We start from the raw sequence: 18,887 nt of genomic DNA on the forward strand, positions 1-18,887 counted from the left end.
ATCGCAACATGTGATTGGACGTCTGCTTGTACTTCCGGTGCAATGGTTTCCATACCAATCACGGCATCAGGGGAATCGGCATGGCATTGGATCGGGCGGTACGCAGCAGTGTGGAATTGGCGCGCCAGGCGCGTCTGGATGCGCGTAGCGGCGCGCTGACCGGGCCAACGGCCAATCTGGCGCCGGGTCATGTGCAGGCCAATCTGGCGATTTTGCCGCGTGCGCTGGCGGCAGACTTTCTGCATTTTTGCCAACGCAATCCCAAGCCGTGTCCCTTGCTGGCGATGTCCGAGCCCGGCAATCCGGCGCTGCCCGAATTGGGGCAAGACATCGACATTCGCAGCGACATCCCGCGTTATCGCGTCTGGAAAGGCGGCGAGCTGGTGGCGGAACCCACCGACGTGCGCGACCTGTGGCGCGACGATCTGGTGTCGTTCTTGATTGGATGCTCGTTCTCGTTCGAAGAGGCCATGCTGGATAACGGCTTGCCGGTGCGCCACATCGAGCAGGGCTGCAACGTTCCGATGTACCGCACCAACGTGCCCACGCATTCGGCGGGCGTGTTCGGCGGGCCGCTGGTGGTGTCGATGCGGCCCTTGAAAGCGGCCGACGCCATCCGCGCCATCCAGGTGACGTCCCGCTTTCCGTCTGTGCACGGCGCGCCGGTGCATATCGGCGACCCCGCGTTGATCGGGATTGCCGATATCAACCGCCCGGACTATGGTGATCCGGTGGAAATCCGCGATGGAGAATTGCCGGTGTTCTGGGCCTGCGGCGTCACGCCCCAATCCGTGGTGGCCGCCGTGCGCCCCGACTTCTGCATCACCCATGCGCCCGGCCACATGCTGGTCACCGACCTGATCAATAGCCGGATGGCCATCCTTTAAGCAGTGGGTTAGCACCCAAGTTTTTTTGCCGTACCAGTTGTGCCACCAAAACGATCCATTAAAGGACAAGGGGAAAGGCGACAACAACCATTCAGGACCTGGCGCCTTCCGGCATGCCGGAGGGACGGCGGCTGCCGCCTATACGCCCGATCCTGACCGGGGCATTTGGCCTCGGGCATTGCTTACCTAATTGGTTTATTCCAGGAGTCTAGTAATGAAGATGAAGCTCATTGCGGGTGTTGCCGCGAGTCTGGCGCTGTTGTGCGCCGTGCCCGCCCAAGCGCAGCAAAAAACGGTGCGTATCGGCGCGATCTATCCTTTGTCGGGCGCCTTGGCGTCCACCGGCGCCGAAATCAAGGCGGCGGTGGAATTGGCCGTCGATATCATCAACAATCCGCATCCCGAGCTTGAGGGCCTGCCGTTGGCCGCAGGCAGCGGCTTGCCGGCCCTGGGCGGCGCGAAGATCGAAGTGGTGTTCGGCGATTCGCAAGGCAAGCCCGAAGTGGGCCTGGCCGACGCGCAACGCCTGATCGACCAGGAAAAGGTCGTGGCCTTGACGGGGGCATATCAGTCGGCCGTGACGAAGACGGCCAGCCGTATTGCGGAACAGCGTGGCATTCCCTACGTGAACGGCGAATCCAGCAGCCCGGACCTGACCGAGCGCGGCTACAAGTGGTTCTTCCGCACCTCGCCCAACGACGACACCTTCGTTGAAAACATGATGCAGTTCCTGGACGGCATCAAGGCGGTGCCCACTGGCAAGATCGCCGTGGTGTATGAAAACACCGACTTCGGCGTGAACACCTACAAGGCCGTTGAGAAGTTCGCCAAGCAGTACAAGCGCGAGCTGGTGGCCAACATTGCGTATAGCGCGGGCTCGGCATCCGTGACGGCGGAAGTGCAAAAGCTGGCGGCCGCCAAGGCGGATGTGGCGATCTTCGCCAGCTACACGTCTGACGCCATGCTGTTTGTGCGCACCATGCGCGAAAGCAAATACGCGCCGCCCGTGCTGTTGGCCAACGACGCCGGGTTCATCGATTCGCGCTTCGTGCAGGAAGTGGGCCCGCAGGTGCAAGGCGTGCTGACGCGCGACGTGTGGGGCAACGACGTCGCCGCGGCCAAGGCCGGCTTGAAGAAGATCAACGACATGTACAAGGCCAAGACGGGCAAGGACCTGAATGGCAACAACGCGCGTTCCATGCAGGGCGTGCTGGTGTTGGCCGAAGCCATCAACCGCGCTGGCTCGACCGACCCGGAAGCGATTCGTAAGGCATTGGCCGCCACTGACCTGAGCGAAGCCCAAGTCGCCATGCCGTGGGCCGGCGTGCAGTTCGACGCCAAGGGCCAGAACACCAAGGGTTCGGGCCTGATCCTGGAACTCAAGGGCTCGTCGTATCAAACCGTCTGGCCGGAAAAGTACCGTACCGACAAGACGCTGCCCACGCTGCCGTTCTCCTGGAAATAAACCCGGTTTGACGTGGCGGCCCGCGAGAGGCCGCCACAGGAGCACTCCATGTTCGAAGCTCTCTCGGCAGGCCTGTTCAACGGCCTGATCTATGCCGCGGTGGCGGTGGGGCTGGCGCTGATATGGGGCATTACCGACGTCATCAACTTCGCTCACGGCGAGTTCCTGATGTTGGGCATGTATGCCGCCTATTGGCTCTATACCCTGGGTCATATCGACCCCACGATGTCGGCGCCACTGGTGGCCATTGTGCTGGCCTTCGTGGGTTTCCTGACCTACGCGCTGATTATCCGCCGCTTGCAAAAAGGCCCGCCCATGGCGGTGATCCTGGCCACCTTCGGCCTGGGGCTGGTGTTGCGCCAGGTGGCCTTCATTGCGTTCACGCCCGATTACCGCAGCCTGCCTAACACGCTCGTGTCTGGCAGCGTAACGGTTGCAGGTATATCCCTGGGCCGGCCGCAAGTAATTACTGGCTTGATCGCGCTGGTGGTGGTGGCGGCGTTGTTCATCCTGGTGTACCGCACACGGTGGGGGCATGCCCTGCAAGCGGTGGCGGAAGATCGCCAGGTGGCGGCGTTGGTCGGCATTTCTCCTGATCGGGTCAATGCTCAGGTCTGGATGCTGGGCAGCGCAGCGGTCGGCCTGGCCGGCGCATTGCTGACCACGTTCTTTTACGTGTTTCCTTCGGTGGGTACGGTGTTCGGTTTGCTGGCGTTTGTGGCCGTGTGCATGGGGGGCTTTGGCTCCTTGCCCGGCGCTTTCATCGCCGGCATTTTGATCGGCATCATCGAAGCCATGACGGGGTATTTCGTCGCGCCGGCTTTGAAGACGGTCAGCGTATTCATCCTGTTCATCCTGGTGCTCTGGTATCGGCCGCGCGGCCTGTTCGGGCGGTGGTGATATGACGACACAGAAAATCGATACCTCGTCCTCGGGCGTGCCAAAGTGGCCCATCGCCGTCGCGCTGGCGGCCGCCATCGTGATGGCGATGGTGCCGCTGGTAGTGACGGATTCATTCACCTTGCAGGTGCTGCTGCTGGCGATCATGTTCGGCGCGCTGGGCGCTTGCTGGAATCTGGTGGGCGGCTTCCTGGGCCGGATCTCTTTCGGCCACAGTGTGTTCGTGGGCGTGGGGGGCTACACGACCTTGTTGTTGCTGCATCATCTGAAGCTCACGCCTTTGCTTGGCATTCCGCTGGGCGGGCTGATCAGCGCGGCGTTGGCGTGGCTGGTGGGCGGGCCCACGTTGCGGCTGTCGGGCCACTACTTTGCGATGGCCACCATTGCGCTGTTGCAGATTGGCTTGCTGCTGCTGATCAATTGGGAGTGGGCGGGTGGCGCCGTTGGCCTGGAAGCGCCCATTGGGGATGCCGCCTGGATGCTGCTGTTTCGCAGCAAGGTGCCGTATTACTGGATTGCCGTGGGCTTGGCGTTCCTGACCTTCTGCGCGACCTACTTCCTGGTGCATTCCAAGACCGGCTTTTATTGGCGTGCCATCAATGGCGACGAGGCAGCTTCGCGCAGCCTGGGCGTGCCAGCCGACCGCTACAAGATGCTGGCATTCGTGCTCTCGGCCGGCATGACCGGCGTGTGGGGCGGGTTTTTCGCCATGTATGTGGGCTTTATCGACCCGGAATCCATGTTCAGCCTGACGATGTCGGTGCAGGTGGTGCTGGTGACCATTCTGGGTGGTGTGGGCTCTTTGATCGGGCCGTGGCTGGGGGCGGCGGTGCTGCTGCCGCTGTCAGAAGGCACGCGGGTGTTGTGGGGCAGTTCGGGCCTGGGCCTGGACCTGCTGATATTCGGTCTGGCGATTCTGCTGGTCACGATGTTCTTGCCGGGTGGTCTGGTGACATTAAGGAGGCGCCGTGGCTCTGCTGGACGTTAAGAATCTGACCAAGCGCTTCGGTGGACTGGTCGCGAACAAGGATATTTCGCTGTCGGTTGAGGCTGGCGAGATCGTCGCCATCATCGGCCCCAACGGGGCAGGCAAGAGCACCTTGTTCAACGGGCTGGTCGGTCACCATGAACCCACATCGGGGACGGTGGCCTTCAACGGCCAATCGATGATCGGCTTGCGGCCCGAACAAGTGGCGGCGATGGGCCTGGTGCGTACCTATCAGATCCCGCGCAGCTTCGGGCAGATGACGGTGCTGGAAAACGCCATGGTGGGGGCGCTGCTGCGTCATCCGAGCCTGGCCGAGGCGCGCCGCGAATCCGTGCGTGTGCTGGAGCTGGTGGGCCTGGCTGAACGCGCCAACGTCAAGGCGGCGGAACTCAACGTGGCGGGGCAGAAGCGGGTGGAACTGGCGCGTGCGCTGGCCACCGAGCCTCGCATGTTGCTGCTGGACGAAGTGGCGGGCGGCTTGAATCAGGCCGAAGCCATCGCGCTGGCGGAAATTCTGCGAGGCATCCATGCCGCCGGGGTGACGTTGATCATTGTGGAACACGTGCTGGAGGTGGTGATGCGGCTGGCGCATCGGGTGCTGGTGCTGAACTTCGGGCAGATGATCGCCGAGGGCACGCCGCAAGACATCGTGCGCAACCCCGCCGTGATTGAAGCCTATCTGGGGAGGAAGCATCGTGCCTGAAGTGATGCTGCAAGTGGAAAACCTGAGTGTGTCCTATGGCGGCGTGCAGGCGGTGCGAGGGGTGTCGCTGGAAGTGCGCCGGGGCGAAATCGCGGCCTTGCTGGGCGCTAACGGGGCAGGCAAGTCCAGCACCTTGTTGGCCATCATCGGCTCGGTGAAGCCCAAGGAAGGGCGCGTAGTTTTCGAAGGGCGCGACATCACCGGGACGTCGCCCGACAAGCTCGTGACGCAAGGCATTGCAATGATCCCGGAAGGGGCGCGTGTGTTCGCGCGCCAGCCGGTCGAGCAAAACTTGCGTCTGGGCGCCTACACGGTGCGAGACGAACGCGTCTACCGCGAGCGCCTGGAGCGGGTCTACACCCTGTTTCCACGGCTCAAGGAGCGGCGTGAACAGCTTGCTGGCACCATGTCGGGCGGTGAACGCCAGATGCTGGCCATCGGCCGCGCCTTGATGAGCGGTCCGCGCCTGCTGCTGATCGACGAGCCCAGCCTGGGCCTGTCGCCATTGCTGGTCGAGCAGGTGTTCGATGCGTTGGCCGCATTGAACCGGGACGACGGGCTGTCGGTGCTGTTGGTTGAGCAGAACATGGCGCAAGCGCTGGAAGTGGCGTCGCGCGCCTATGTGATGCAGAGCGCGCGGGTGGCACTGTCGGGCGAGGCCGCGGAGCTGGCGGCGTCGGACGAAGTGCGCCGGGCCTATTTAGGGATGTAATGGCGCGCGGTCCGCACGAAACAAAAAGCCCATCGCAAACGCGATGGGCTTTTTTTATGCGGCGGGGGTTCGCCGCAATGCGTGCAGGTCTTAGAAGATGTGGCGGAAGCCCACGGCTGCGCCGATCTGGTTGCTCTTGCCGGCGATTTCGCCGCTGGCGGCATCGCTGACCTTGTTCCAGTCCACGGTGCCATAGACTTGCGAACGCTTGGACAGCGAGTATTCGGCCACGGCAACCAGCGCGTAGCGCTTGCCCTTGTCGCCGTCGGTGACCACGTTCTTGCTTTGGTCGTAGTAACCGGCGCCGGTGATGGCCCAGCGCGGGGTGGCTTGCCACGTCACGCCAGCGAAGTAGCCGTTGTCCTTGCGGTCCAGGCTGGCGGTGGTGGTGCCGCCCATGACGGCGTTGACCCAACCCGTTTCGTCACGGCCGTTGAAGTAGCCGGCGAACACCTTGGCGCTATCGAACTGGTAGGACGCGTTCAAGTTCCAGACGCGCTGGCGCAGGTCGGAATTGCCGCCGTCATAGGTCTGCTGGTAGGCCGCGCCCAGGCCCAGCTTGCCGACCATGTAACGAAGGCTGGCGCCGTATTGCTGGCCAGCCTTGTGGTCTTTCCAGTCTTCGCCATTCGCCCACGACAACGCCAGCGACAGGTCGCCAATGGTGTTGGCGTACTTGGTCATGTTGTTGGTGCGCACGCGCGACATCGCGGCGGGCAGCCAGGCGTTCTGGTCGTAGTTGCCGACGGTCAGCGGGTCGAAGTAGTCAGCCAGCAGGTCGAACATCGGCGTGTTTTGCAGACCCAGGGTCAGCTGGCCGATGTTGCCGCCGTCCAGGCCAACGTAGGCCAGGCGGCCAAACGTCTTGCCGGTGGCCGACGAATTGCCGTTCTGCATGTTGAAGCCGTTTTCCAGGCGGAAGAAGGCACGGTTGCCGTTGCCCAGGTCTTCCGAGCCGCGCAGGCCCCAGCGGCTGTTAGAGATGGCGCCGTTTTCCATCGAGATGCGGCTGTTGTCCTGGCCAACGCTGCCGGCGCTGGTGCTCAGGTAGCGGATGCTGACGTCGGCAATACCGTAGAGCGTGACGCTGGTTTCAGCAGCGGCGGTGCCGGCGGCCAGGCCGAGGCCGGCTGCGGCGAGCGTAAGGGTGATGCGTTTCACTGGTGACTCCTCCTGTGTAGCTGTTTTTGGTTGCTCCAGGCTTGTGGCCTGGTCTGTTGCGCCTGGCGGATCGTCGGACGCTGGGCCTAGGCACCGACGCTTTGAATAAGCGAGGGGTCCGGAGCGTAGGCCCAATAGCTTTAATTGCAGGGTCGACTGCGCCAACGTGGTGCAACGGATTAGCGCCAGGGGATTCTAAAAAAGTTACGGGTTGTGCAGTACCAATTTGTTTTTGGCGTTTTCCCTGGTTTACAGATTGGGAAAACCGCGCCGTCAGCGGAACAATGGCGCGATTGTTCCAAAAAAAACCCCGGTGCAGGACCGGGGTTTTGGGTAGGGCAACACGCGTTACAGCGTCATGTGCAGGGGCAGCCACGTCGCGATGCCGGGCACCACATAGAGCAGCAGCACGGCAAGAATCATCAGGAAGAACATGGGCAGGGATGCGCGCGCAATGTAAGGCAGCTCGCGTCCGCTCATGCCCGAGAGCACGAACAGGTTGAAGCCCACAGGCGGCGTGATCTGTGCCATTTCCACCACGAAAACGATGAAGATGCCAAACCAGATCAGGTCGATACCGGCTGCTTGCACGGTCGGTAGCAGCACGCCCATGGTCAGCACGACAATCGAAATGCCATCCAGGAAGCAGCCCAGCACGATGAAGAACACCATCAGCGCCATGATCAGGCCGAACTGCGACAGGCCCAAACCACCGATCCATTCCGCCAGCGCGCGGGGCAGGCCGATATAGCCCATGGCCAGCGTCAGGAACTGCGCGCCCGCCAGAATCAGCGCAATCATGCAGTACAGGCGCGTCGCGCCCAACAGCGATTGCATGAAGGTGGAACGGTTCAGCGAGCCTTGCAGGCCGGACAGGATCAGCGCGCCCACCACGCCCACCGCCGCCGCTTCCGTGGCGGTAGCGATACCGGTGTAGATGGAGCCGAGCACGGCGCCAATCAGCAGCATCACGGGGATCAGGTGCCGCGATTGCGACAGCTTCTGCATGAACGACATGCCGGGGTCGGCAGCCGGCACCTGGCCGGGATTGCGAATCGCCCACCAGGCGATATAGCCCATGAACAGCAAGGCCAGCAGAATGCCTGGCACGATGCCCGCGATGAAAAGCTTGGCGATCGACACGTCCGCCGCGACGCCGTAGACGATCATGATGATCGACGGCGGAATCAGCAGGCCCAGCGTACCGGCGCCCGACAGCGTGCCCAGGATCTTGTCCTCGGGGTAGCCACGGCGCGTCAGTTCGGGGATGGTCATTTTGCCGACCGTTGCGCAGGTGGCGGCCGACGAGCCCGACACCGCCGCGAAAATGGCGCAGCCGATCACGTTCGTGTGCAGCAGCCGGCCCGGCAGGCGGTTCAGCCAGGGCGCCAAGCCCTTGAACAGATCCTCTGACAAGCGGGTGCGGAACAGGATTTCACCCATCCACAGGAACAAGGGAAGGGCGGTCAGCGTCCAGCTGGACGACGCGCCCCAGATCGTAACGGCCATGGCGTCGCCGGCCGGGCGGCTGGAGAAAATCTCCATGCCGATCCAGGCGGTGCCTGCCAGCGTCAAGCCAACCCAGACGCCGCAGCCCAGCAGCGCGAAGATCGAGACGACTAATAGGGTAATGACGAGAAGTTCATTCATGGGTTTGCTGCGAGGTAGCGGCGGACAGACCGCGCGAACGCCGGACCAGTTCGTCGATAAGAGCGATCAGGAATAACACCGTACCCACCGCCATCGTGATCTGGGGAATCCAGAGCGGAGTCGCGTCGTTAGACGTGGAGATGTCGTTGAACAGCCAGGAGTCATACGTCAGCTTGACGCTGAAGAAGGCAAAGGCGGCGGCGAGCAGGCAGCCAACCGCCAACGCGAAAATGTCCAGCCGGCGGCTGCCTGCGGGGGCCAGCGAATTCAACAGCAGCGTCACGCGGATGTGTTCGCCGTGCTTGAACGTGCTGGCCAGCGCCAGGAAGCCGGCGGCGGCCATGAAGTAACCGGCGTAGGCGTCGGTGCCAGGGATATTGAAGCTGAGCTGGCGGGCGATGATCGCCGCCAGCACCGACACCAGCACGCCTATCGTGCACAAGCCGGCCAACAGGCCGGCCGCGCCGTAAAGACCATCTAGAAAGCGGCGCATGGCGATATCACTGCTTCTTATAGGCGTCGATCATGGCTTGGCCGTCGGCGCCCGCCTTCTTCAGCCAGTCGTCCAGCATGCGCTTGCCGATAACCGACAGGCCTTCCTTCAATTCCACGGTGGGCTTGATGGTTTCCATGCCGTTCTTGGCCAGCTCTTCCTGATACCACTTGTTCTTTTCCTGCGACAGCTTCCAGCCACGTTCCTCGGCTTGCGCACCGGCCTTCTTCAAGGCGGCTTGGGTCGCGGGGTCGAGCGCGTCGAAGGCCTTCTTGTTCACGATGATGGCGTTCTTGGGCAGCCAGGCTTGAGTGTCGTAGAACTTCTTGATGTACTCGTAGGTCTTGGTGTCGTAGCCGGTAGAGGCCGACGACATGTACGAGTCGATCACACCCGTTGCCAGCGCTTGCGCCAGTTCAGCCTGCTGCACCGTCACCGGTTGCGCGCCCACCAGTTCGGCAATCTTGGCCGTGACCGGGCTGTATGCGCGCCACTTCAGGCCCTTCATGTCGCTGATCTGCTTGATGTCCTTGTTGGCGAAGATGCCTTGGGGCGGCCACGCCACGGCGTACAGCAGCGTCATGCCTTGCGAGGCCAGCTTCTTTTCCAGGAACGGCTTTTGGGCTTGGTACAGCTTGAACGACGCTTCGTAGCCGGTGGCCAGGAAGGGCAGGCCGTCCAGTTCGTAGATCGGGTCTTCGTTGGCGAAGTTGGTCAGCAGGATTTCGCCGATCTGCGCCTGGTTGCCTTGCACGGCGCGCTTGATTTCCGGCGCCTTGTACAAGGACGCGTTGTTGTGCAGCTGAATCTTCAGCTTGCCTTCAGACAGCGTGTCGACGTCCTTGATGAAGGTCGTCAGGTTTTCAACGTGGAAGTTGCTCGCCGGGTAGGCGCTGGGCAGATCCCATTTGGTTTGAGCCTGTGCGCCCGCGCTGAACGCCAGGACGATGCTGCCAGCCAGCAGCGAGATTTTCTTGTACATGGATGGGTCCTTCTTTGCGAATGATGAAGACGGGTTGTGCCCGATAGGCATTGCGAAAGAGACTGCTGCGCGCGTCACGCGCTGCCGAAAAGCCGTCACATTCTATGTTGCTGTGCGGTAACAGAGCGCGGGAATTCGCGTGTTTACGGGTAATTCCTAGGGACGCCTGTTGTTCATTGGTTGAAGGTTCAAAGTTCTTGGTAACCGTCGCGGGGACACATTCATGCGCACATTTTTCTTCTAACATTGCGAAGTCAAAAAAAGCCGTGCAGAGGCCCTTGTGAATTTCGTTTTCCGCCGTGATGAATTGCTGGTCGAAGAAGTGTCCAGCGTGTTGCCGGATACGGCGTTGTGCGAACGCATTGGCGTGGCGCCTGCGGCGTTGCAGCCCGTGTGGATGGCGCCTGATTCCCCGTATCGCACCACGCAGGTCGACCCCGGTCTTGAAGCGCCCGAGGGCTACGCGTTCAAGAAGCTGCGTTCCTTGTTTGGCGTGTTCGACGAAGAGCGCATTGCGCTGGCGGGCCGGGCGTATCAGATTTCGGAATGGGCGCGCACGCATCGTTTCTGTGGCGCTTGCGGCACGCCCACCGAACGCGTGTCGCACGAGTTCTGCCTGCGCTGCCCGTCTTGCGGCTTTTCGGCGTACCCGCGCATTTCGCCGGCAATGATGGTGCTGATCCGCAAGGGCGACAGCATCCTGCTTGCCAAGCACACCACCACCGCCACGGCGCGCTACACGGCGCTGGCCGGTTTTGTCGAACCGGGCGAAAGCATCGAGCAGACCGTGCATCGGGAAGTCTATGAAGAGGTCGGCCTGAAGGTCGGCAACCTTCAATACTTCGGCAGCCAATCGTGGCCGTTCCCGCATTCGTTGATGGTGGCGTTCACCGCCGACTATGTATCGGGCGAGATCCGCGTGCAGGAAGACGAAATTGCCGACGCGCGCTGGTTCGGCCCGGGCGACCCGATGCCCGAGATCGCGCCACGCATCTCGATTGCGGGCTGGCTCATCGGCGCCAACCTGCCCATGGGCTGGTCGGTGCCTTAGCGCATATGCCTTAAGCGCGCGCATAGGCCTTAAACGCGCGCATACGCCTCAACACGCTAGGGGTATTCCCTTGAAAGAGGGCGTTTCGGCCGTCTTCGACTAATTTTTTATGGATGAAGTATTCATAAATTATTAGTATTTCGCTCAGATAATTTTGGCGAAAGCGTGTCATGAGCCCTACGTTGATTGCCTCGTCCGCCCACTTGGCGGGCGGTAGCGCACCCGATCTGTCCGAAGTGGAATTCGGGCTGATGATCGCCAGCCATGCCTTTGACCGCTGGACCGTGCGCTGCATGGCCGCGGCCGGGCTGCCCGACCTGACGCCCACCGACGTGATGGTGTTTCACCACGTCTATCACCGGCAGCGCGCCAAGAAGCTGGCCGATATCTGCTTCACCCTTAACGTCGAAGACACCCACATCGTCAGCTACGCGCTGAAGAAACTGGAGCGTCTGGGCGTGGTCAAGGGCGAACGCAGCAGCAAGGAAGTGTTCTACAGCGTTACGCCCGACGGCGCCGCCGTGCTAAAACGCTACGGCGACATCCGCGAACAATGCCTCACCGCCGGCCTGGATGGGCCAGGCGGGGGCGGGCTGGATTTCAGCCGCCAGCTGGCGCACACCTTGCGCGCATTGTCCGGCCTGTACGACCAAGCGGCCCGGGCGGCAACCTCACTCTGATTCCCATTCGGGCACGGCCCCGTTTACCTGCAACTGACCGCGGCGCGACGCGCCGTGGCCGTTCGTTCTCAAGGACTACGCATGAAGAAGTGGCAATTCTGGATTGATCGTGGGGGTACCTTTACCGACATCGTGGCGCGCCGCCCCGATGGCACGACGACGACAGCGAAGATGCTGTCCGAGAATCCCGAGCAGTATCGTGACGCGGCGGTTGCCGGTATCCGCAAGCTGCTGGGCGTGGCCCCGGGCGAGCCCGTGCCTGCCGACTTGGTCGAATGCGTGAAGATGGGTACGACGGTCGCCACCAACGCCTTGCTCGAACGCAAGGGCGAGCGCACCTTGCTGGTGACGACGCGCGGCTTTCGCGACGGCCTGCGCATTGCGTATCAGAACCGGCCGCGCCTGTTCGACCGCAACGTCATGCTGCCCGAAATGCTTTACGAGTCGGTCGTTGAAGCCGATGAGCGTGTGGCGGCCGATGGCGAAGTCATCCGAGACCTGGACGAAGCGGGCCTGCGCGCCGGCATGCAGGCGGCCTTTGACCGCGGCATCCGCGCCGTGGCCATTGTGTTCATGCACGCCTGGCACGCCACGGCGCACGAACAGCGCGCCGCCCGCATCGCACGCGAAGTGGGCTTCACGCAGGTGTCGGCCTCGCACGAGGTCAGCCCCCTGATCAAGTTCGTGTCGCGCGGCGACACGACGGTGGTCGACGCGTATTTGTCGCCCATCCTTAAGCGCTATGTGGACCAGGTGGCGGGCGAACTCCCGGGCATCCGCCTGATGTTCATGCAGTCCAGCGGCGGCCTGACCGACGCGCATCGCTTCCGTGGCAAGGACGCCATTCTGTCCGGCCCGGCAGGCGGCATCGTGGGCATGGTGCGAACCAGCGAAATCGCAGGCTTTCCGAAGGTGATCGGCTTTGACATGGGCGGCACCTCCACCGACGTGTCGCACTACGCTGGCGAATTCGAACGCGAATTCGAAACGCAAGTCGCGGGTGTGCGCATGCGCGCTCCGATGATGAGCATACACACGGTGGCGGCAGGCGGCGGGTCGATCCTGCATTTCGACGGCGCGCGTTTGCGCGTCGGCCCCGATTCGGCGGGCGCCAACCCTGGCCCGGCCTGCTATCGCCGTGGCGGCCCGCTTGCCGTGACCGACTGCAACGTGCTGCTTGGCAAGATCCAGCCCGACTTCTTCCCGAAGGTGTTTGGCCCCGACGCCAATGAAGCGCTGGACCGCGATGCCGTGGTCGAACGCTTCTCGGCCATGGCCGACGACGTGCGCGCCGCTACCGGCCGCGAAATGACGCCGGAACAACTGGCTGAAGGCTTCTTGGAAATCGCCGTGGGCAACATGGCCGAGGCCATCAAGCGCATCTCGGTGCAGCGCGGCCACGACGTCACCGAATATGCGCTGACCGTGTTCGGCGGCGCGGGCGGGCAGCACGCCTGCCTGGTGGCCGACGCCTTGGGCATGACCACCGTCTTCGCGCATCCGCTGGGCGGCGTGCTGTCTGCCTATGGCATGGGCTTGGCCGACCAGACGGACATGCGTCAGAAGACCGTTGAAAAGGTGCTGGACGCTGACTTGATGGGCGTCCTGCAAGACGAACTGGACACGCTCGCTGGCCAAGCCGTGGGCGAATTGCGCCGTCAGCATGTGCCGGAAGCCGACATCAGCGTGCAGCGCCGTCTGCATCTGAAGTACCGCGGCACCGACACGGCGCTGGAAGTGGCGTTCACCGATCTGGACCAGGCGCGCCGCGACTTCGAATCTGCTTATCGCCAGCGGTATTCGTTTTTGATGCCCAACCGCGAACTGGTGGTGGAAACCATTTCGGTGGAAGCCACGGGCGGCGGCGAGCGCGTCACGGAAGCCAGCGTTTCGCGCACCCGCGAGGGCGCGTTGGCGCCGCGCCGCGTCGTCAGCATGTACAGCGCCGGCGAGTGGCGCGACACGCCCTTGTATGTGCGCGAAGACATGGCGGGTGGCGATGTGGTGGCGGGCCCCGCCATCATTTCCGAGCCCAATCAGACGACGGTCGTCGAACCCGGCTGGCAGGCGGAATTGACGCAGCAGGATCACTTTGTGATCCGCCGCGTGCAAGAGCGCGCCGAACGCCGTGTGGTGGGGACGCAGGCGGACCCCGTCATGCTCGAGGTGTTCAACAACCTGTTCATGTCGATCGCCGAACAAATGGGCTACCGCCTGCAGAACACGGCGTACTCGGTCAACATCAAGGAACGCCTGGATTTCTCGTGCGCCATCTTTGATGCCCAGGCCCGCCTGATCGCCAACGCGCCGCACATGCCGGTGCACTTGGGGTCGATGGGCGAATCGGTGCGCACCGTCATGAACGCCAACGCCGGCCGCATGATGCCGGGCGACGCGTACGTGGTGAACGACCCGTATCACGGCGGCACGCACTTGCCTGACGTCACCGTCATCACGCCGGTGTTCGACCATGCCGGACGCGAGATCCTGTTCTATGTGGGTTCGCGCGGCCATCACGCCGACATCGGCGGCACGACGCCAGGTTCCATGCCGCCGGATTCCAAGACGGTGGAAGACGAGGGCGTGCTGTTCACCAACTTCCAGTTGGTGAAGAACGGCGAATTCCGTGACCAGGCCGCACGCGACATTCTGGGTTCGGGCCGCTGGCCCGCGCGCAATCCGGATCAGAACATCGCTGACATGCACGCGCAGATCGCCGCCAACGAAAAGGGCGTGCAAGAGCTGTTGCGCATGTGCGACCACTTTGGTTTGGATGTGGTGCGCGCTTACATGGGCCACGTGCAAGACAACGCCGAAGAGGCCGTGCGCCGCGTGATCTCGGTGCTGAAAGACGGCAGCTATGAATACCCGCTGGACAACGGCGCGGTGATTCGTGTGGCGGTTACCGTCGATACGCAGGCGCGCAGCGCGGTGGTGGACTTCACTGGCACGTCGGCGCAACTGGACAACAACTTCAACGCACCCGGCGCTATCGCCGTGGCGGCGGTGCTGTATGTGTTCCGCACAATGGTCAATGACGACATTCCGCTGAACGATGGCTGCCTGGTGCCGCTGTCCATCATCGTGCCGGAAGGCTCGATGCTGCGCCCGAACCCGCCGGCCTCGGTGGTGGCGGGCAACGTGGAAACGTCCATGTGCATCGTCAACGCGCTGTATGGCGCGCTGGGCGTGCTGGCGGCCAGCCAGGGCACGATGAACAACTTCACGTTCGGCAACGCGCGCCACCAGTATTACGAGACCATCTCGGGCGGCACGGGCGCAGGCCCGGTACGCATTGACGCGGCAGGCCCGCATGACGAAGGTTTCGCTGGCACGTCGGTGGTGCAGGCCCACATGACGAATTCGCGTCTGACGGACCCCGAAGTGCTGGAGTTCCGTTTCCCGGTGCGCCTGGAGTCCTACGAGATCCGCAAGGGCTCGGGGGGCGCCGGCCGGTATCCGGGCGGCGAGGGCGGTGTGCGCCGCATTCGCTTCCTGGAAGACATGACGGCGGCCATCCTGTCGAACAACCGCCGCTTTGCGCCGTTCGGTTTGGCGGGGGGGCAACCCGGCGCCATGGGCCGCAACACGATCGAACGCGTTGACGGCACAATCCAGGAACTGGGTCCGCAAGACAGCGCCCAACTGCATCCGGGCGACATCTTCGTGATCGAGACCCCGGGCGGCGGCGGCTACGGCGCGGCGTAATCCGCGCAGTTGCTTGCGGTCGTGAAAGTAAGGCCCGCCTGATCAGGCGGGCCTTTTCAATCCGGGTCCGACATCACATCCAAGGCGATATCGGCCATGGTCTTGCGGTCATACACTCGCAAGGTCACTTCCTCATCCCGAATCTCGAACACGGCGGTCGCCAGCGTATTTTCGCCGTCAGGGTCTTTCTCGTCCGTACGCAAGATCGGCAACGCGCCCAGCGTATCGTGCAGCGCCGCCAGCAAATCGCTGCTACCCGTTTCGGGCGACCACCCATCCACGATGCCTTCGATGCGGTTCTGCCGTTCACGCGACGATTCGGTGATGATCTGCGCTTGCCCGCGCGTCTTGCCATGCACCATGTGGTTCGCATGCCCATAGCGCGTGCCGATGTCCAGCACCGACACACTGCCGGGCGTGACTTCGGCGCTGATCAATCGCGGGTCGGCCGCGCTGCCCAAGGTGTGATGAAAGCCGCCTGAGTGCGGCAGATCCTGCAATAGCGAAATCGCTTGATCCAGCGTCGTGCAGTCCAACACGGCGCGCGCCAAAAACATGCGCGGCACGCCGGGATGGCGTTGCCGCGTGCGCAGGTTGTTGATGGTTTGCACAAGACCGGCGCGGTTGGCGCCGAACGTATGGCCGGGCAATGACCCCGGGTAATAGAAGCTGAGATAGCCGGGCGCGTCGTCCAGCGCCACATCCACCAGGTGGCAGCGGCCATACAGATACGGGTCGCCGTCTTCGTTGTGACCAATCCAGCGGGACCCGTCCGCCGCTTTCAATGCCACGGTGGTGCAGCCATCAGTGGTGCTGTGCAGCAGGTCGCCCCGGCAATTCCACAGCAGCACGTCTTCGATCGGCATGCGTAAGCCGTCGGCCAGCCCTTCGAGTTCTTCCCAGATCTCCGGCAGCGCGGCTTGCGCCTGCCGGCCCAGCTCTGCCACATAAGGGTGGCCACGCCAGCGGCGTAGCGCATCCCAGGTGCTGCTTTGATTCAAATACACCGACATCAGCGGCCGCGCCAACTTACCCAGCGCCTGACCTGCCTGACGGCGGTTTCCGGCAATGCGTACATATTTGTAGGGCATGGGGATTCTCCGGGGTGTCATGGGGATTGTAATTTTTCTAAGCTCTGCCGGGTGGGGACGGATGCAGTAAGATCGCCAGTAAGTTGCACCGGAGACCCCGGCGCAGCCCAGGAATCATGCCCCTACAACAACCCCGGGGTGCCGGACGGTCCCCAAGAGGAGAGTTTCATGATCAAACGTAAAGTCGCCGCCGCCTTGGTCGGCCTGTCCGTGGCCATGTTTGGCGCCGTCTCCGGCGCCCAGGCCCAAGGCAAGGAATTGGTGGTGGCCACCGATACCGCTTTCGTCCCGTTCGAATTCAAGCAGGGTAATACCTATGTGGGTTTCGACATTGATCTGTGGGCGGCGGTCGCCAAGGAACTCAACCTGAAGTACAAGCTTCAGCCGATGGACTTCAACGGCATCATCCCCGGCCTGCAAACGAAGAACATCGACGCCGCGCTGGCGGGCATCACGATCCGCGACGACCGCAAGAAGGTCATCGACTTCTCTGACCCGTACTACGAAAGCGGCCTGGCCATTCTGGTTGGCGAAAAGAACACCGACATCAAAGACGCCAAGTCGCTTGCCGGCAAGACGGTCGCCGTCAAGACCGGCACCGCCACGGTCGACTTCCTGAAGGCCCAGGTGCCGGACGCCAAGCTCAAGCTGTTCCCGAACATCGACAACGCTTACCTGGAACTGGCCACCGGCCGCGTCGATGCCGCCGTGCACGACACGCCTAACGTCCAGTACTACGCCAACACGGCGGGCAAGGGCCGCGTGAAGGTGGTGGGCTCGGTCAAGAGCGGCGACTTCTACGGCATTGCTTTCCCCAAGGGCAGCGAACTCGTTCCGCAAGTGAACAAGGCGCTGGCCACCCTGAAGGCCAACGGCCAATACGACGCCATCTACGAAAAGTGGTTCGGCAAGAAGCCGTAAGCTGACGGATTCTGCGGTGCATTCGGGGCCGTCCGGCGGACGGTCCCGCCATTGCAAGGCGCAATGGCGCCAGAGGGGGAATCGTGGAGTTTGACTGGACCGTAATTGAAGGCGCGTTACCCAATCTGCTTGAGGGTACGCTGATGACCATCAAGATCACGTTCTGGGGATTGTTCGGCGGCTTTCTATTGGGGGCGCTGTCGGGCGTGACCCGGGCTTACGGGCACCCCATCTTGTCGGGCATCGCGCAAGTGTATGTGGCGGTCATCCGTGGCACGCCTATTGTCGTGCAGGTGATGTTCATCTACTTCGCCTTGCCGCTGTTGGCCAACATACGCGTGGATGCGGAATGGGCGGCCATCGTCACCCTAATCATCAATTCGGGCGCTTATATTTCCGAAATCGTGCGCGGCGCGCTGCTGTCCGTGCACAAGGGCTTGAAGGAAGCCGGGCAGGCGATGGGGCTTCCCTTTCATAAGATCCTGTTCCATATCATCGGGCCGGTGGCGTTTCGCCGCATGATCCCGCCGCTGGGCAACCAGTGCATCATCAGCCTGAAAGATTCCTCGCTGTTCATCGTGATCGGCGTGGCCGAGCTGACGCGCCAGGGTCAGGAAATCATGGCCAGCAACTTTCGCGCCGTTGAAATCTGGTCTGCGGTTGCGATCATCTACCTGATCCTGACCGGCCTGATGGCTTTGACCCTGCACTTGGTGGAAAAGAGGATGCGCATACTATGAGCATGGTTGAATTTCACAACGTCACCAAGCACTTTGGTGAGTCCATGGTGCTCAACGGCATCTCGCTGAACATCGATGCGGGCGAAGTCGTGGTGGTGGTCGGCCCCTCGGGGTCCGGCAAATCCACCTTCCTGCGTTGCATCAATGTGCTGGAAACCATCAACGACGGCGACTTGCTGGTCGATGGCCTGAGCGTCAAAGGCGATGCCGCGCAGGTGCGGGAAATCCGCCGCGAAGCGGGCATGGTGTTTCAGCAGTTCAACCTGTTTCCGCAAATGACCGCGCTGGAAAACGTCATGTTCGGCCCCGTGCACACGCGCGGCCAAGGGCGCGACGAAGCCCGCGAGCTCGCCAAGGCGCTGCTGAACAAGGTGGGTTTGGGCGAACGCATGAACCACTTTCCGGCGGAGCTTTCCGGCGGGCAGCAGCAGCGCGTGGCGATTGCCCGGGCGTTGGCCATCAAACCCAAACTGATGCTGTTCGACGAACCCACGTCGGCGCTAGACCCGGAATTGCGCCACGAAGTGCTGAAGGTGATGCGCGACCTGGCGGAAGAGGGCATGACGATGGTGGTTGTCACGCACGAAATGGAGTTTGCGCGCAAGGTGGGCAGCCGCCTGATTTTCATCGACGCGGGCAAGATTGCGCACGATGGCCCGCCGGCGGAACTGCTTAGCAATCCGCCCAGCCAGCGCTTGAAGGATTTCCTGCAACACGTGAAGTGATGCGCTTGCGCATATAAAAAGCCCTGTATC

The 18,887-nt window shown here is 62.6% G+C and carries 17 protein-coding genes; 12 read left to right on the forward strand and 5 right to left on the reverse strand.

What is annotated here, in order from left to right; all coding sequences use genetic code 11:
• The first annotated feature begins 80 nt into the window (after nucleotides 1-80).
• The 6 genes from ACFZAI_RS15545 to ACFZAI_RS15570 all read left to right on the forward strand — a co-directional run bounded on the left by ACFZAI_RS15545 (nucleotide 81) and on the right by ACFZAI_RS15570 (nucleotide 5,655).
• Entirely contained in the window at nucleotides 81-887 is an 807-nt protein-coding gene (locus tag ACFZAI_RS15545) for a putative hydro-lyase (protein WP_391567699.1), read from the forward strand.
• Nucleotides 888-1,101: 214 nt separating this feature from the next.
• Complete coding sequence (locus tag ACFZAI_RS15550; protein WP_391567700.1) at nucleotides 1,102-2,352, forward strand: ABC transporter substrate-binding protein; 1,251 nt, start codon at nucleotides 1,102-1,104, stop codon at nucleotides 2,350-2,352.
• A gap of 48 nt (nucleotides 2,353-2,400) precedes the next feature.
• Complete coding sequence (locus ACFZAI_RS15555; RefSeq protein WP_391567701.1) at nucleotides 2,401-3,252, forward strand: branched-chain amino acid ABC transporter permease; 852 nt, start codon at nucleotides 2,401-2,403, stop codon at nucleotides 3,250-3,252.
• 1 nt (nucleotide 3,253) lies between these two features.
• Nucleotides 3,254-4,240, forward strand: a complete 987-nt coding sequence (locus ACFZAI_RS15560) for a branched-chain amino acid ABC transporter permease (protein ID WP_391567702.1) — start codon at nucleotides 3,254-3,256, stop codon at nucleotides 4,238-4,240.
• Nucleotides 4,221-4,943: an ABC transporter ATP-binding protein gene (locus ACFZAI_RS15565; protein ID WP_391567704.1), complete on the forward strand. Its 723-nt coding sequence runs from the start codon at nucleotides 4,221-4,223 to the stop codon at nucleotides 4,941-4,943. The genes ACFZAI_RS15560 and ACFZAI_RS15565 overlap by 20 nt, the downstream gene beginning before the upstream one ends.
• 4 nt (nucleotides 4,944-4,947) lie before the next feature.
• Nucleotides 4,948-5,655: an ABC transporter ATP-binding protein gene (locus ACFZAI_RS15570; protein ID WP_391567868.1), complete on the forward strand. Its 708-nt coding sequence runs from the start codon at nucleotides 4,948-4,950 to the stop codon at nucleotides 5,653-5,655.
• A 90-nt stretch (nucleotides 5,656-5,745) separates the two neighbouring features.
• Here the strand turns inward: ACFZAI_RS15570 and ACFZAI_RS15575 are convergent, their stop codons facing one another.
• From ACFZAI_RS15575 to ACFZAI_RS15590, 4 genes are all read right to left on the reverse strand, one after another.
• Nucleotides 5,746-6,816 carry a porin gene (locus ACFZAI_RS15575; protein WP_391567706.1) on the reverse strand — a complete coding sequence of 357 codons (1,071 nt, stop codon included), beginning with the start codon at nucleotides 6,814-6,816 and terminating at the stop codon, nucleotides 5,746-5,748.
• A gap of 348 nt (nucleotides 6,817-7,164) precedes the next feature.
• Nucleotides 7,165-8,466 (reverse strand): TRAP transporter large permease, encoded by a 1,302-nt coding sequence (locus tag ACFZAI_RS15580; RefSeq protein ID WP_391567707.1) that lies wholly within the window; start codon nucleotides 8,464-8,466, stop codon nucleotides 7,165-7,167.
• A complete protein-coding gene (locus ACFZAI_RS15585; RefSeq protein WP_391567709.1) occupies nucleotides 8,459-8,959 on the reverse strand; it encodes a TRAP transporter small permease in 501 nt (166 codons plus the stop codon). Before ACFZAI_RS15585 ends, ACFZAI_RS15580 begins: the two co-directional genes overlap by 8 nt.
• Before the next feature lie 7 nt (nucleotides 8,960-8,966).
• On the reverse strand, nucleotides 8,967-9,941 hold the full coding sequence (locus ACFZAI_RS15590) for a TRAP transporter substrate-binding protein (protein WP_391567711.1): 975 nt from the start codon (nucleotides 9,939-9,941) through the stop codon (nucleotides 8,967-8,969).
• A 280-nt stretch (nucleotides 9,942-10,221) separates the two neighbouring features.
• Here ACFZAI_RS15590 and nudC point away from each other — a divergent pair, with 280 nt between their 5' ends.
• The 3 genes from nudC (at nucleotide 10,222) to ACFZAI_RS15605 (ending at nucleotide 15,380) form a co-directional block, all read left to right on the forward strand.
• On the forward strand, nucleotides 10,222-10,992 hold the full coding sequence (nudC, locus tag ACFZAI_RS15595) for an NAD(+) diphosphatase (RefSeq protein WP_391567713.1): 771 nt from the start codon (nucleotides 10,222-10,224) through the stop codon (nucleotides 10,990-10,992).
• Between the two features lie 170 nt (nucleotides 10,993-11,162).
• Nucleotides 11,163-11,672, forward strand: a complete 510-nt coding sequence (locus ACFZAI_RS15600) for a winged helix DNA-binding protein (protein ID WP_391567715.1) — start codon at nucleotides 11,163-11,165, stop codon at nucleotides 11,670-11,672.
• Nucleotides 11,673-11,753: 81 nt separating this feature from the next.
• Complete coding sequence (locus ACFZAI_RS15605) at nucleotides 11,754-15,380, forward strand: hydantoinase B/oxoprolinase family protein (RefSeq protein ID WP_391567717.1); 3,627 nt, start codon at nucleotides 11,754-11,756, stop codon at nucleotides 15,378-15,380.
• A gap of 56 nt (nucleotides 15,381-15,436) precedes the next feature.
• On the opposite strand, the gene ACFZAI_RS15610 is transcribed toward ACFZAI_RS15605, so the two are convergent.
• Nucleotides 15,437-16,471: a C45 family autoproteolytic acyltransferase/hydolase gene (locus tag ACFZAI_RS15610; protein WP_391567718.1), complete on the reverse strand. Its 1,035-nt coding sequence runs from the start codon at nucleotides 16,469-16,471 to the stop codon at nucleotides 15,437-15,439.
• A gap of 168 nt (nucleotides 16,472-16,639) precedes the next feature.
• Here ACFZAI_RS15610 and glnH point away from each other — a divergent pair, with 168 nt between their 5' ends.
• The 3 genes from glnH (at nucleotide 16,640) to glnQ (ending at nucleotide 18,857) form a co-directional block, all read left to right on the forward strand.
• On the forward strand, nucleotides 16,640-17,392 hold the full coding sequence (gene glnH / locus ACFZAI_RS15615) for a glutamine ABC transporter substrate-binding protein GlnH (RefSeq protein WP_391567720.1): 753 nt from the start codon (nucleotides 16,640-16,642) through the stop codon (nucleotides 17,390-17,392).
• Between the two features lie 83 nt (nucleotides 17,393-17,475).
• Nucleotides 17,476-18,132, forward strand: coding sequence for a glutamine ABC transporter permease GlnP (glnP, locus tag ACFZAI_RS15620; protein ID WP_391567722.1), 657 nt, complete (start codon nucleotides 17,476-17,478; stop codon nucleotides 18,130-18,132).
• Nucleotides 18,129-18,857 (forward strand): glutamine ABC transporter ATP-binding protein GlnQ, encoded by a 729-nt coding sequence (glnQ, locus tag ACFZAI_RS15625; RefSeq protein WP_391567724.1) that lies wholly within the window; start codon nucleotides 18,129-18,131, stop codon nucleotides 18,855-18,857. Before glnP ends, glnQ begins: the two co-directional genes overlap by 4 nt.
• Nucleotides 18,858-18,887 lie beyond the last annotated feature (30 nt).

The organism is Achromobacter sp. NPDC008082, from assembly GCF_042957345.1.
In the GTDB taxonomy this organism is placed as follows: Bacteria; Pseudomonadota; Gammaproteobacteria; order Burkholderiales; family Burkholderiaceae_B; genus Achromobacter; species Achromobacter kerstersii_A.